Below are 15,748 nucleotides of genomic sequence, written 5' to 3'. Positions count from 1 at the left end.
GTCTTCGATGATGGAACCGCGCGCTCGTCTCGCACTGCTTTCTCCCACGCGCCTGGCCGATGTGCGCCGGCGGATCGGCGACTACTCGGACAGGACCATCACCGAGGCCTGCGCCATCGGCCTGTCGTACTGGGCGACCGGCCGCAGCCCCGAGGGCATCGACCTCACCCCGGGCACGCTCTTCGCCGACGTCCTCGGCTGGGTCGACAACGGCGGTCGCGCGCCCGGTGGTTGGCAGGTCGCCCCCGACGGCCGCGGCATCACCGTCCCCGACGGTGTCGAACCCGCAGACGCACAGCTCGCGCTGGACGACCTGGCCGACTTCCCGGACCGGCCGCTCGGCACCATCGGCCCCTCCAGCGTCGCGGCCAGGCTCCGGACCCTGGCCGAGTGGAACGACAACCGGGCCGACCGGGTCCGCCCCACCATCGTGGAGATGTTCCACGAACAGGCGCGAGCCAGACCGGACGCCGTGGCCGTCGTCGACGAGCACCGCACGCTGACCTACCGTGAAGCGGCCGAGCGGTCCGGCCAGTTGGCCCACCACCTCCTCGCCCGCGGACTCGGCCCCGAGCAGGTCGTGGGCGTCTCCCTGGCCCGCTCCGCCGACATGGTCATCGGGCTGCTCGCCGTACTCCAGGCCGGGTGCGCCTTCGTGCCGCTCGATCCGCAGTGGCCCGCCGCGCGCCGCGCCGTCGTCATCGAGGACGCCCGGGTCGTCGTCCAGCTCAACGCCTCGGGCGAGGCCGACCCGGCCGAACCGGCCGCCGTGCCCGTCGACCTCGGCGACTGGCGGTACGGCTCGTACCCGGCGCAGGGGCCCGGCATCACCGTCCGCGGCGACGCACTGGCCTACGTGATCTTCACCTCCGGCTCCACCGGCCGCCCCAAGGGCGCGATGATCCGGCACGAGGCGATCAGCGAGCGCCTGCTGTGGCAGGTGAACGAGATCCTCGGCTTCGGACACGACGACGCCTCTCTGTTCAAGGCACCGCTGTCCTTCGACATCTCCATCAACGAGATCTTCCTGCCGCTGGTCTGCGGCGGCCGGCTCGTCGTCCTGCGGCCCGGCGGCGAACGCGACCCGCACCACCTGCTGAGCGTCATCGCCGAACAGCGCGTCACCTTCACGTACCTGGTGTCGTCCATGCTCGACGTGCTGCTGGAGATGGCCGGCGACTCCGGCCGCCTGGACAGCCTGCGCCACGTGTGGTGCGGCGGCGAAGTGCTCACCCCCGAGCTGTACGAGCGGTTCCGCACCAAGCTCGACGACATCCCCATGTACCACGGCTACGGCCCCGCCGAGACGACCATCGGCGTCTCGCACGTCATCTACCGGGGCGCGGCGGAGCGCCTGTCGACGTCCATCGGCAAGGCCAACCCCAACACCCAGCTCTACGTCCTGGACGACGAACTGCGCCCCGTCCCGGTCGGTGTCGGCGGCGAACTGTACGTGGGCGGCTTCCTCCTGGGCCGCGGCTACGTGGGCGCGCCCGGCCTGACCGCCTCCCGCTTCGTCGCCAACCCCTTCGCGAACGACGGCTCCCGCCTCTACCGCACCGGCGACCTCGCCCGCTTCGCCCCCGACGGATCGCTGGACTTCCTCGGCCGCGCCGACAACCAGATCAAGATCCGCGGCATGCGGCTGGAGATCGAGGACGTCGAGGTCGGCCTCGCCGAACACCCGCGGGTACGGCACACCTGCGTCGTCGCGCAGAAGAACGCGGCCGGCGGCACCTACCTCATCGGCTACGTCATACCCGCCGCCGGCGGCGAGGAGCTGCGGGCGGAGGACGTCAAGGCGTGGGCCGCGGCACACATGGTCGAGTACATGGTGCCCGCCCACATCGTCGTGCTGGAGGAGTTCCCGCTCACCGCCAACGGCAAGCTCGACCGCAACGCACTGCCCGAGCCCACGATCGAGACGGGCACATTCGTCCGCCCCGTCACCGACGACGAGCGGGCGGTGTGCGCCGCGGTCGCGGAGGTGCTGCGCCTCGAAGAGGTCGGAGTCGACCAGGACTTCTTCCAGCTCGGCGGCGACAGCATCCTGGCGATCTCCCTGCTGAGCGCATTGCGCGAACAGGGCCTGCACGTCACGGCACGGCAGATCTTCACCCACAGCACCGTGGGCGCGCTGGCGGCGGTCGCGAGCCGTGAGGACGTCTCCGCCGTGGACCACGCCGATGTCGCCACCGGCACCGTCGTCGGCTCGCCCATCGTGCAGTGGCTCGGCGAGACCACGGACGCCGTCGACGGCTTCGTCCAGTCGGTCGTCCTGAACACCCCGGCGAACCTGACCGCCGACGCCCTCGACGCGATCCTCACCGCTCTCCTCGCCCGGCACGACATGCTCCGCGCCCGGCTGGTGCGCGGCGAGCGCTGGAGCTTCGACATCCCCGAGGCGGACCGGGCCGCGCCCGGCTGGCAGCAGAGCGACCTGCCGCTCGACGAGTGCCTCGCCCTCGCCACCGCCGGCCTGGACCCCACGAACGGCGTGATGCTCCGGGCCGTCTGGCGCCCCGCGGCACACCACCTCGTCCTCGTCGCCCACCACGTGGTCGTCGACGGCATCTCCTGGCGCGTCCTGATGGAGGACCTGGCCACCGCCTGGCGCCGGTACTCCTCGGGCGCCCCCGTCGAACTGCCCCCGGTGGGCACGTCGTTCCGGCGCTGGACCCAGCTGCTGGAACGCGCCGCGTTCGACGCCGGCAGCTCCTACTACCGGCGCCCCCTGCCCGGCGACGACCAGCCGCTGGCCCACCGGGCCCTGTCCGGCACCGACACCGTGGCGAACGAACACCTGCGGACCGTCTCGGTCGGCCCCGAGGTCACGGCCGCGCTGCTGAACGAGATCCCCGCGAAGTTCCACGCCGGTGTCAACGACGTGCTGCTCACCGCGCTCGCCGTCGCCCTCGCCCGACGGCGCCGCGACCTCGGACAGGACCAGACCTTCGCCCACATCGAACTCGAAGGCCACGGCCGCGAAGGGCAGTTCGTCGCCGGATCGGCCGGCTTCGAACCGGAACTCTCGCGCACCGTGGGCTGGTTCACCACCCTCTTCCCGGTGACCGTGGACCCCGGCACGGCGCCCGACCTCACCACCCCCGGGTACCTGACCGCCGCGCTCAAAGCAGTCAAGGAGGACCTCGCCCGGGTACCGGACAACGGCGTCTCCTACGGCGCCCTGCGCTACCTCACCCACACCGAGTTCGACGCACCCGCACCCCAGGTGCTCTTCAACTACCTCGGCCGTTTCGCCGCGGGCGCCCCCGGCGACTGGCAACTCGCCGGCACCACCGGCCAGCTGGGCGAGAAGCGCGACCCGCGGATGCGCCTGCCGCGCGCCCTGGAGTTCAACGCGATCGCCGAACCCGATGCCTCCGGCGCATACGAGCTGGTCACCACCATCTCCTGGCCCGACGGCCTGTTCACCGAAGCCGACATCACGGCGCTGGGCGACTACTTCCGCACGGCCCTGGCCGGACTCGCCGCTCTCGACCAGGGCGGCCACACGCCCAGCGACTTCCCCCTGGTACCCCTCACCCAGGCCGACGTCGACGCCCTGGACGGCCCGTCGCTGCGGGACGTCCTGCCGCTGACCCCGCTCCAGGAAGGCCTCTACTTCCATTCGGTCTTCGACGACGACTCCGCGGGCGCCTACGTCGAACAGCAGCTGCTCACGCTGGACGGCGAGGTGGACGCCGACCGGCTCGCGGCGGCGGCCACCCGGCTGCTCACCCTCTTCCCGAACCTGGCCGCGCGCTTCACGGCCCTGACCGACGGCCGCGTGGTCTCCGTCCTGGAGAACGGCGCCGAGGCCCCCTTCACCACGCTGGACCGCCCCGGCATCACCGACGAGGAGATACGCGACCTCGCCGAACGGGACCGCCGCAGCGGCTTCGACCTGGCCACCGGCCCCCTCATGCGGTACACGCTCATCCGCACCGGTTCCGGACGGAACGTCCTGGTGCAAACCGTGCACCACATCATCGCCGACGGCTGGTCCGTGCCGCCCATGCTGCGCGCACTGTTCGCCGAGTACCACGCCCCGGGCACCGTCTACCCGACCGGCGGTTTCGCCGACTACGTCCACTGGCTCGCCGGACGCGACGCCGACGAGAGCGACCGCGTCTGGCGCGAGGAACTCGCCGGACTGCCCGGCCCCTCGCTGATCGCCGAGGGGCACACCCCCTCCGACCGGTTCGCCGACACCGCCGTGGAACCCGAGGGCGACATCGACGCGGCCGTCCGCGAGGCCGGTGTGCCGCTGAGCGTCGCCGTGCACAGCGCCTGGGCCGTCACCCTGGGCGGCATCCTCCAGGGCAGGGACGTGGTGTTCGGCTCCACGGTCTCCGGCCGCGACGCCGACGTGCCCGGCATCGGGGACATGGTGGGCCTGTTCATCAACACCATCCCGGTACGCGCCCGTTGGGCCTCGGGCGCTACGGCGGGCGACCTGCTCTCCTCCGTACGGGACCACCAGAGCGCCGTCCTGCCGCACCAGCACGTCTCCCTGGCCCGCATCGGCCGCCTGGCCGGCGCCGGTTCCCTCTTCGACACGCTCGTGGTCTTCGACGTGGCCACCGACGTGGCATCACTGCGTCGCGCCGGCGACACCTTGACCATCACCGACCTCGTCAACGAGGGCGCCCCGCACTACCCGCTGACCCTGGTGGTCGAGCGCGCACTCGACGGCCGCCCGCGCTTCAACCTCATCTACGACGGCGAACTGCTGGGCGAGGCGACCGCCCGGGCGATCCTGCACACGTTCACCCGGACCCTGACCGGCCTGCTCACCCGGCCGGACACCCCGGTCGACGACCTGGCGTCCGACAGCGAGCGGAGTCCCGCACCCATCACCCCGGCCACCCTGAACGCACTGTTCGACACCGCCGCCCGCCGCGACCCGGCGGCCACCGCCGTCACCCAGTGCGGCCTCGACGGCACCACCCGCTCCCTCACCTACGGCGAACTGTCCGCCGCGAAGGACGACCTGGCCTGTGCCCTGCGCGCGGCCGGGGTCGGCCCGGGCAAGCGGGTCGCCGTGGCCGTCCCGCGCTCCCTGGAGCAGGTCGTCGCCCTGGTGGCGATCGTCGGCGCGGGCGGCGCGTACGTCCCGCTGGACCTGGCCTACCCGGACGAGCGGCTGGAGTACATCCTTGCCGACGCCGCCCCGCAGGTGGTCCTCGTGGACCGTGACCAGCGCGACCGCTGCGCGGAACTCCTGGCCCGGGCGGGGGTGCCCGCCCGGGTGCTGGTCCAGGGCGAAGAACCCCCGGCCGCCGCCACGGAGCCCGCACCCGAGCCGGACTGGCACACGCCCGCCTATGTGATCTACACGTCCGGATCGACCGGCCGCCCCAAGGGTGTCGTCGTCCCGCACTCCAGCGTGGTGTCACTGCTCGCGAACACCCGGCCGGACATGGACTTCGGCCCGCGGGACGTCTGGGTCCAGTTCCACTCCTTCTCCTTCGACTTCGCCGTCTGGGAGCTGTGGGGAGCGCTGGCGCACGGCGGTGAGCTGCTGGTGCCCGAGTACGGGCTGACGCGCTCCCCGGTCGACTTCCACCGGCTGGTCCGGGAACGCGGCGTGACCGTGCTCAACCAGACGCCGTCGGCCTTCTACCAGTTCATCGAGGCCGACCGGCTCGCCGGTGAACCGCTGCCCGCACTGCGCCGGATCATCTTCGGCGGCGAGGCACTGGACCTCGGGCGGCTGCGTGGCTGGGTCGAGCGGCACGGCACGACCGCCCCCGAGCTGGTCAACATGTACGGCATCACCGAGACCACCGTGCACGTCACCCACCGGGTGCTGACCGACGACGACTTCGGCCCCGGCGACGACGTCAGCCCCATCGGCGGCCCGCTCCCCGGCCTGGTCACCTACCTGCTCGACGACCGGCTCCGCCCGGTCCCGCCGGGCCGGGAGGGCGCCATCTACGTCGCCGGCGACCAGGTCTCCCTCGGGTACCTGGACAGGCCCGGGCTCACGGCGGGCCGCTTCGTCGCGAACCCGTTCACGGCCGACGGCTCCCGCATGTACCACACGGGCGACCTCGCGATCCGCACCCTCGACGGCGAACTCCGCTTCACCGGCCGAGCCGACGACCAGGTCCAGCTCAAGGGTTTCCGGATCGAGCTGGGTGAGGTGGAGTCGGCGATCAGGGAACTCGACGGGGTGACCGACGTGGCCGTGACGGTGGCGGACACCGGGGATCATCTGGTCGCGCATGTCGTGGGCAGCGTGCCAGGTGATTTCGAGGGCCGGTTGTCGAAGAAACTGCCCGTGCACATGGTCCCGGGCCGAGTGCTCCCGATCGACGCCCTGCCGCTGACGATCAACGGCAAGCTCGATCGAAAGGCTCTGGTGGAGCGCCCCTTCAGGGGCACGGGGCTGTATCACTGTGCGGCTCCGCCGCGGGGCGCGACAAGCCACAACCCACCCGCGGACGACAACGCACCTGTCAGCGCCCTCGTGGACATCTTCCGTCGGACACTGCCCGGCTCCGACGTGACCGCCGACACCGACTTCTTCCGCGCCGGAGGCGACAGCATCGTCGCCATCACGGTCGTGAACCGGGCGCGGGCACTGGGCCTGCCCATAGCCCCCCGGGACGTCTTCCTGCTCAAGACGCCCCGCGCCCTGGCGGAACACCTGGGTGCGACCACACACCGCCCCGCACCGGCGGCAGCCCGCCGGGAGGACGGCCCACTGCCCCCCACCCCCATCATCCTCCGCCAACGCGAACTCGGCGGCTCCCTCACCCGCTTCGCCCAGGCCCGGACACTTCAGGCTCCCGAAGGCACGGCATACGCCGACGCCGTACGCGCCGCGAACGCCGTGGTCGCCGCACACCCGTCCCTCCGGATGCGCCTCGACACCGCACACGGCGTATGGACCCTCCGCACCGACCCCGCCCGCGATATCACCGTCGTACGCCAGGACACGACCGACGCGACAGCCGTAGCCGACGAGGCCGCGGGGCAACTCGACCCCGAATCCGGCGAGATGATCTCCTTCGCATGGCTGGAGGCGAGGCACACCCTCGTCGTCACCGTGCACCACCTCGCCGTCGACGCGGTCTCCTGGCTGATCCTGCTCGACGACCTGGCAACGGCCCTGCGTGGCGAGCCCCTCGCCCCGCCGACCACCTCGTACGCCGAGTACGCCGAAGGCATGACGCTCCGGGCGACCCACGACCTCGACGACCTCGGCCGCTGGGTCACCACCCTCCAGGCTCCCGAACTGCTGCCGTACACGGGAACGTTGCGCGAGACGACGGTGGTACTCGCCCCGGACGTGAGCGACAGCGTCACCCGCACCGCGTCCGCCGCACTCGGCGTCGGCCTCACCGAGCTGCTGTGCGGTGCCCTGCGCACCGCGCTGACCCGGATCCAGCCGTCACCCACCGACCTCGCGATCGACCTGGAGCGCCACGGCCGGGTCCCGGTCCTCGAACAGCACGACTACACCCGTACGGTCGGCTGGTTCACCTCCATCGCACCCGTACGGCTCACCCCGCACACCGACCCCGTCACGGCCGCGCGCGAGGTCGTCGAGCGTCAGCCGGACGAGGACGGGCACGTCGCCTACGGCCGGCTCAGGTACCTCAACCCGCAGACGGCCCCGCTGCTGACCGCCCGTCCGCAGGTGCTCTTCAACTACCTCGGCCGGGGCAGCGAGTCACAGGCGCTGCACCTCACCGGCGGAGACCAGGGCAGCCCGTACGCCGTCGAGGTCAACGCGTGGACCGACGAGGTCACCGGGAGCCTGCTCGCCGAGTTCATCCTGGCCGAGGGCGTGCCCGACGAGCTCACCGAGCACTGGCGCGCCGCCCTCCAGCACATCGCCGACGCCGCCGCGACGGCCGAACGCACGGCACCCGTCACCCCGCTCCAGCGCGGCCTGTACTTCCAGGCCCAGATGGCGGGTTCGGCCGGACACTACGTCGCGCAGAACTGGTTCACCTTCGACCGGCGCCTGGACACCGGCGCGCTGGCCGAGGCCATGGCCCACGTGATCGCACGGCACCCGGTCGTCGGCGCCGGCTTCGGCACCGACGGCGACGGAAACCCGGTGCAGCTCCTCAAGGCCGGCCGCACGGTGGACGTCCGTACCGTCGCGGTGGCGACGGACGCGGAGGTCGACGCCCTGCGCGCCCGGGACCGCGACACGGGCTTCGACCCGGGCGAGCCGCCGCTGATCCGGCTGACCGTCGTGCACCTGCCCGGCGACCGTGACGGCCTCCTGCTCAGCTACCACCTGCTCCTGTGGGACGGCTGGTCCCGGGAGATCGTGCTGCGGGACCTCTTCGACGCCTACCGTGCCGTCCTGGCGGGTGAGCCCCTCGATCCGGCACCGGCCGCGCCGAGCTTCGAAGAGCACGCCCGAGCGCTCGCCGCCAAGGCCCCGGCGGTGTCGGAGCGCTTCTGGGCGGACCACCTGGCCGGTCTCCCCGGACCCACCCTGCTCGCCGGACCGGCTCCGTCGTTCTCGGACGACCTGCCGAAGGCCCTCGTGCACACCCTGTCCGCCGAGCAGTCCGCGCTCGTCCGGGAAGCGGCCCGGACGCACGGCGTCACCCTGAACTCGGTGCTGACCGGCGCGTTCGGCCTGCTGCTCGGCGCACACACCGGCCGTAGCGACGCCGTGTTCGGTGTGACCGTCTCCGGGCGCGACGGCGAGGGGCTGGACGGCATCGTCGGCGTGCTCCTCAACACCGTGCCGATGTGGACCCGGTCCCGCCCGCACGACACGGTCCGCGCCTACCTGTCGGCCGTCCAGGCGGCCCGGGCCGAGGCGATGGAGCACGAGCACCTCGGACTCGGCGAGATCCAGCGGGCCAGCGGGCATGACACCCTGTTCGACAACCTGTTCGTGCTCCAGAACTTCCTGGACATGGACGCGTTCGCCGAGATGAACGCCCGGCACGGCATCACCTCGGTCAAGGCCGACGACTCCACGCACTACCCCTTCACCTGGGTCGTCACCCCCGGCGACCGGCTCACCGTCAAACTGGAGTACCGCGACGGGGACACGGGCAACGCCCGCCGTCTCCTCGACGACTACCTGAGCGTGCTGGAGGACGTGGCCCGGGCAACCGGCCCGGTCGGCGCGCTGCGGGGCCTCGGACCGGTGCCCGAGCCGGGCGAACGCACCGAGGTCGGCACGGACACCGTCGTCGACCGGTTCGACCGGGCGGCGGACCGCGACCCGCAGCGGGTGGCGCTCGTCGCCCACGGCTCGACGATGACGTTCGCCGAACTCCGGGACCGCAGCCGCACGGTGGCCGGTGTGCTCGCCGCGCGCGGCATCGGCCCCGAGACGACCGTCGGGCTCGCGATCCCGCGCTCCCCCGACTGGATCGTGGCCCTGTTCGCCGTCCTGCGGGTCGGCGCCGCGTACGTGCCGCTGGAACTGGACCACCCGGACGAGCGGATCGCCGCCATCGTCGAGGACGCCGGGCCGGAGGTGACCCTCACCGTGAGCAGTGTGTCGCCCCGGCTGACCGGTGAGCTGATCGAACTCGACCGGCCGCTTCCCGAGGCCGAGCCGTTCGTCACGTTCGCGCCGGACGACCCCGACCGGTTGCGGCACCCCGCGTACACGATCTACACCTCCGGTTCCACCGGCAAGCCCAAGGGCGTCGTGACCGAGTACGCCGGGCTCACCAACATGCTGATCAACCATCAGCGCCGCATCTTCGAGCCGGTGCTGGCCGAGCACGGCAACCGGGTCTTCCGGATCGCACACACCGTGTCGTTCGCGTTCGACATGTCGTGGGAGGAGCTGCTGTGGCTCGCCGACGGCCACGAAGTGCACATCTGCGACGAGGAGTTGCGCCGCGACGCACCCCGGCTGGTCGACTACTGCCTGGAGCACGGCATCGACGTGATCAACGTGACGCCGACCTACGCGCAGCAGCTGGTGGCCGAGGGCCTGCTCGACAACCCGGCACGGCGTCCGGCGCTGGTGCTGCTCGGCGGTGAGGCCGTCACACCGACGCTGTGGCAGCGGCTCGCCGACACCCGTGGCACGGTCGGCTACAACCTGTACGGTCCCACCGAGTACACCATCAACACCCTCGGCGTCGGCACGTTCGAGTGCGCGGACCCGGTGGTGGGCGTGCCCATCGACAACACGGACGTGTACGTCCTGGACCCGTGGCTGCGGCCCCTGCCGGACGGTGTTCCCGGTGAGCTGTACGTGTCGGGCATCGGCATCGCGCGCGGCTACCTCGGGCAGCCCGCCCAGAGCGCGCACCGCTTCGTCGCCTGCCCGTTCGGCGAGCCCGGCGAGCGCATGTACCGCACCGGGGACCTGGTGGTCCGCCGGCCGGACGGCAATCTGATGTACCTGGGCCGCACCGACCAGCAGGTCAAGATCCGCGGCCACCGGGTCGAACTCGGCGAGGTCGAGGCCGTGTTCGCCGCGCACCCGGCGGTACGGTTCGCCGCCGCGGTCGCCCAGCCCGACCCGCAGGTCGACGGCGCCTACCGGCTGGCCGCCTACCTGGTCCTGGACGGGGCCGATCTGGCGACCGTCGCCGTCGAAGTGGGCGCCGCACTGCCGGACTTCCTGCGGCCCACGCACTACGCCCAGGTCGACGGCATCCCGCTGACGGTGAACGGGAAGGCTGACACCAAGGCGCTGCCCGAGGCCAAGCCGCTGGGCGCGCTGACCACGGCGGGGGAGCGGGGGCCCGAGACCGAGACCGAGACCGTGGTGTGCGAGTACTTCGCCGAGGCACTGGACCTGGACGACGACGAGGTGAGCGCGGTGAGCGACTTCGTGTCCCTCGGAGGACACTCCATGCTGGCGGTACGGCTCGTCGGGCTGCTCCGCCGCGAGTACGGTCCCGTGATCACGATCCGCGATCTGTTCACCCTGCGAACCCCGGAAGCGATTGCCCGCCACCTCGATGACAACTGACACGCAGCGGCCCCGAGAAGGGGCCGCCATCCTCCGCACCGCCCTGCGCCGCAACATCGGCGCCATGGTCTGGGGCACCCTCCTCATGGGCCTTTACCAGGCCGGTGAGACGGCCTTCCCCATCGCCCTCGGCCTGATCGTCGAGCACACGATGCGGGACGGCCGCAGCCTCCAGGCGCTCGCCCTGTCGATCGGCGCGCTGGCCGTGATCATCACGACCGTGTCGCTGTCGTGGCGGTTCGGCATGCGGATCCTGCAGAAGGCCAACACGACCGAGGCGCACCGCTGGCGGGTGAAGGTCGCGGCCTGCGGTCTGCAGCCCGTGGCCCGGGACGTCGACCTGAAGTCCGGCGAGGTCCTGACCATCGCCACCGAGGACGCGGACCAGACCGCCGACATCATCGAGGTGGTGCCGCTGCTGATCAGCTCACTCGTCGCGGTGCTGGTCGCGGCGGTCGCGCTCGGCCTGGCCGACATCCGGCTCGGTCTGCTGGTGATCGTGGGCACCGTCGCGATCCTGTCGATCCTCAGCGTGATGTCGAAGCGGATCGGCAGCAGCACCCAGGAGCAGCAGGCCCGGGTGGCGCGGGCGGGTGCGAAGGTCGCCGACCTGATCACCGGCCTGCGCCCGCTCCACGGCTTCGGCGGCAACCACGCGGCGTTCCGCTCCTACAGGAAGGTCAGCACGGAGGCGAAGCACCAGTCGATCACCGTGGCCAAGGTGAACGGCGCCTACGCGGGTACCGCGCTGGCCCTCAACGCCGTCCTCGCCGGCGCCGTGACCCTGACGGCGGGCTGGCTGGCGTTCGAGGGCCGGATCACCATCGGGGAACTGGTCATGGCCGTGGGTCTGGCGCAGTTCATCATGGAGCCGCTCAAGCTGTTCTCGGAGATGCCCAAGTACGTGATGATCGCGCGTGCCTCGGCCGAGCGGATGGCGTTGGTGCTGTCGGCCCCGCCGGTCATGACCCCGGGCACCGGACACCCCTCACCCGGTGGCGACCTGGAGATCGACTGCGTCCGCCACGGCACCCTCACCGACCTGACGTTCCGGGTGAAGGCGGGGGAGTTTGTCGCCATCGCCCCCTACCAGCCCCGCGCGGCGGCCGACCTCGCCGCCGTCCTGGCCGTGCGCGTCCCGCCCGCCGCGTACGGGGGGACGGTGCGGGTCGGCGGCCGGGAGCTGGCCGACCTCTCGGTGGAGGCGGTCCGTGAGCACCTGCTGGTCAACCCGTACGACGGGGAGATCTTCGCGGGCACCCTCCGCACGAACATCGACCCGGCGGGCACCAGCCGGACGGTCCCCGACGCCGTCGAGGCGTCCATGCTGACCGATGTCGTGGCCCTGCACCGCGAGGGCCTCGACTACGGCGTCCGCGACCGGGGCGCCAACCTCTCCGGAGGCCAGCGCCAGCGCCTGTCCCTGGCCCGTGCCCTGGCCGCCGACACCGACGTCCTCGTCCTGCACGACCCGACGACGGCGGTGGACGCGGTCACCGAACAGCTCATCGCCCGCAACGTGGCGAAACTGCGCCGGGGCCGCACGACGATCGTCATCACCAGCAGCCCGGCGTTCCTGGACGCGGCGGACCGGGTCCTGGTCCTGGACGACGGAGTCATCGCCGCGGAGGACACCCACCGCAACCTGCTGGCCAACGACGAGGCGTACTGCCGAGCGGTCACACGGTAGTGCTGCAAGGGGGCCAGGGGGACATGCCCTCAGGGGCGCGGGGAACTGCGCGACCAGCCCCCACCGCCCCGAACACGACTATGAACACCGCCCCGAACACGACTACGAACCGAGCGCCCAGCCGACATCCCTGAGCAGCGCATGACGCCACCCCGCCCGGTCATGCCCCGACGCGGACCGGGACACCCGCACGGTCGCCCCGGCCCGCTCCACCAAACCCTCGGTCACCTCACAGTGGGGCAGCATCCGGTCCTCGTGCTCCCCGACGTCGAACGCGACCCGCAGCCCCGACAGATCAACACCCGCCCGCAACCGCTCGGCGATAGCACCCCCGACCGAACCCCCCAACGGATCAGCTGCCCGCAGGGCATCCGGCGTCCACCAGAACGACCCCGACTGACACGCCACCCGCGACACCAGCCCGGGATACTCCAGTGCCGCGTACACCGCACTCAGCCCCCCGAGGCTCTGTCCGGCGACCACCAGCCGCTCCGGATCGGCAGGGACGCCCGACTCCGCCACCAGCGGCAGCAGTTCGTCCCGCACCGCCTCCCACAGCTCGGGCCGGCACGTGAACTCGGCGACCCGGTCCTTGGCGGGCAGGAAGACCAGAGTGACCGGCGGCACCTCACCCGCCGCCACCGCCGAGTCGAACGCGGTCACAGCCGGATGCAGATGGAGCCAGTCGTCGCCGTCGAGCAGCAGTACCACCGGCCCACCGCCCCCCGCCGGATGAACCCGCACGGTCCGCCGCCCGCCCAGGCGCTCACTGGCCCACCGGATCCGCGCCAGCGGCAGAGGCAGCACCGCGTCCGTTCCGAGGACGGGCCAGTGCGGCTGCTCCGGGGCGTCCGGGGTCGCGGCGATGGACCGCTCACCACCCGCCCCGGCCGGGTTGAACGGGTCGGCATGGAAGACGTCACCCGCCACGAACCGGTACGTCACCCGCAGCCGTTCGGGCATGGCCACCTCGGCGTACCAGCAGTCGGTGTCCTGCCAGCGGCTCAGCGCGACCGGTTCCGACCAGCTCTCGAACTCGACGGTCACCGGCGACGACCCGCGCCACAGGAACAGGGTCACCCAACCGCCGCCCTCGGCGGGCACCGACGAGGGCGCCCTCACAGCAGCCCAGAACGCGGAACTGCCGGGCGCGCCCGGCAGCCCGAACCCGGCGAACGCGCCCTCCCTGTCGGCCGCGGCCACGTGCATGAACGTCTCCTTGTGAGAGGGAAGGACCAAAGGCTAAGCTCCGTCAATTAGGCGAGCCTAACCTAATCTTGGCCTTCCGAGGAGGCACAGCACATGAGCACCAACCCCTTCGACGACAACGACGGCCGTTTCCTGGTCCTGGTGAACGGCGAGGGCCAGCACTCCCTCTGGCCGTCCTTCGCCGAAGTGCCCGGAGGATGGACGGTCGCCTTCGCCGAGAACACCCGCGAGGCATGCCTGGAGTACGTCGAGACCCACTGGACGGACCTGCGCCCCCGGTCCCTCGCCGCGTCCCAGGACGCCTGACACCGCCGATGCTGTGCACCAGGCTGACCAACGCCCGTTTCCTCACCATGGATCCGGACCATCCGGTCGCTCATGACCTGGGCATCTGGCAGGGCCGGATCGTGGGCCTCGACGAGGCCGTGACCTCCCTGCCCGCCCGGGACGTCGTCGACCTCCAGGGCGCCACGGTGCTGCCGGGGTTCATCGACGCCCATGTCCACCTCGCCTGGACCGGGTTCAAGCAGAACACCCCGAGCATCGCGGGCCGCACCCGCGTCGACGACGTGCTCGCGGTCGTGGCCGAGGCCGTCGCCCGCACCCGCGCACCCGGCGACTGGGTGAGCATCGCCGGCTACGACCAGCGGGCTCTGGGCCGCCATCTGACCGCCGCCGACCTGGACCGGGTCAGTGACGGACGCAAGCTCTACCTGCTGCACGACTCCGGGCACGGCTGCGTGGTCAACACCGCAGTCCTGGACCTGCTCCCCGCCGGCATCCCGCACGAGAACGGCTTCCTCGCCGAGCAGGCCATGGGCGCCGCCCGCGCCCTGCGTCTGCCGCACTCCCAGGAGGAGCTGTCCGAGGCGATCGGCCGCGCGGCCCGCACCTGCCTCACCGAGGGCGTCACCGCCTGCGCCGAAGCGGGCATCGGCGGCACCCTGTTCGGCCACAGCCCCGTCGAACTCGGCGCCTACCAACGCGCCCGGGACGAGGGCCTGCTGCCGCTGCGCGTCCAGCTCATGGTGTCGGCGGACCTGCTGAGCCCGGTCACCGCGCACGAGACCGACGGCATCCCGAGGGCCCTCGACCTCGGCCTGCGCACCGGGTTCGGCGACGACCGGCTCTCCGTCGGCGCGCTGAAGGTCTACACCGACGGCGGCATGATGGCCCGTACGGCCGCGCTGACCAGCCCGTACGAAGGGCTCGACCACGCCGGGCAGTTGCAGGACGACCCGGATGTGCTCAGCGGCCTCATCGTGGACGGCCATCTCGCCGGCTGGCAGCTCGCCGTGCACGCCATCGGCGACCGCGCGGCGGACATCGCCCTGGACGCGATCGAGCGCGCCCAGCGGATCCGGCCCCGGCCCGAGGCACGCCACCGCATCGAACACGCCGGGCTGATCCGGCCCGACCAGCTCGCGCGCCTCGCCCGACTCGGCCTCAGCGCGGTCGTCCAGCCCAACTTCCTGCACTACTTCGGCGACGACTACGCCTCCATCATGGGAGAGGAACGAGCCCCCTGGATGTACCGGGGCAGGGCCTTCCTGGACCACGGCATTCCCCTGGTCGGCAGCTCCGACCGGCCGGTCGCCGACGGTTCGCCCCTGCGCGCCGTCCAGTTCATGGTCGAGCGCGCCTCGACCTCCGGGCGGATCGTCGGCCCGGACGAAGCCATCACGGTCGATGAGGCCCTGCACGCCCACACCGTCGCTGGCGCCCGCGCCTGCCACTGGGACGACCGCCTGGGCAGCCTCACCCCCGGCAAACACGCCGACCTGGTCGTCCTCGGCGACGACCCCCGGAGCGTCGACACCTCGCGCATCGGCGACATCGAGGTGGTGGAGACGTACGTGGGCGGCCGTCCGAGCCGTCCGCGCGACTGATCCCCGGTCCAAAACCGAGGAAGG

General features: G+C 72.0%; 5 protein-coding genes. 4 read left to right on the top strand and 1 reads right to left on the bottom strand.

Annotated elements, in window-relative coordinates; translation table 11 throughout:
* Positions 1 to 7: 7 nt before the first annotated feature.
* Positions 8 to 10,936, top strand: a complete 10,929-nt coding sequence (locus ACFY9S_RS11125; protein WP_391125723.1) for an amino acid adenylation domain-containing protein — start codon at positions 8 to 10, stop codon at positions 10,934 to 10,936.
* A complete protein-coding gene (locus ACFY9S_RS11120) occupies positions 10,926 to 12,626 on the top strand; it encodes an ABC transporter transmembrane domain-containing protein (protein ID WP_391125720.1) in 1,701 nt (566 codons plus the stop codon). The genes ACFY9S_RS11125 and ACFY9S_RS11120 overlap by 11 nt, the downstream gene beginning before the upstream one ends.
* 102 nt (positions 12,627 to 12,728) lie before the next feature.
* Here ACFY9S_RS11120 and ACFY9S_RS11115 read toward each other — a convergent pair whose 3' ends face one another.
* A complete protein-coding gene (locus ACFY9S_RS11115) occupies positions 12,729 to 13,835 on the bottom strand; it encodes an alpha/beta hydrolase-fold protein (protein ID WP_391125717.1) in 1,107 nt (368 codons plus the stop codon).
* Between the two features lie 93 nt (positions 13,836 to 13,928).
* Here ACFY9S_RS11115 and ACFY9S_RS11110 point away from each other — a divergent pair, with 93 nt between their 5' ends.
* Together ACFY9S_RS11110 and ACFY9S_RS11105 are read left to right on the top strand one after the other, a co-directional pair.
* Positions 13,929 to 14,141 carry an MbtH family NRPS accessory protein gene (locus ACFY9S_RS11110; RefSeq protein ID WP_391125714.1) on the top strand — a complete coding sequence of 71 codons (213 nt, stop codon included), beginning with the start codon at positions 13,929 to 13,931 and terminating at the stop codon, positions 14,139 to 14,141.
* A gap of 8 nt (positions 14,142 to 14,149) precedes the next feature.
* Positions 14,150 to 15,724: an amidohydrolase family protein gene (locus ACFY9S_RS11105; RefSeq protein WP_391125712.1), complete on the top strand. Its 1,575-nt coding sequence runs from the start codon at positions 14,150 to 14,152 to the stop codon at positions 15,722 to 15,724.
* Positions 15,725 to 15,748 lie beyond the last annotated feature (24 nt).

Origin of the sequence: Streptomyces sp. NPDC012474 (assembly GCF_042955185.1) — a bacterium.
GTDB classification, from domain to species: domain Bacteria; phylum Actinomycetota; class Actinomycetes; order Streptomycetales; family Streptomycetaceae; genus Streptomyces; species Streptomyces cahuitamycinicus.
Note: the sequence above shows the minus strand (reverse complement) of the source record. Positions and strands in the feature narration are given on the sequence as shown.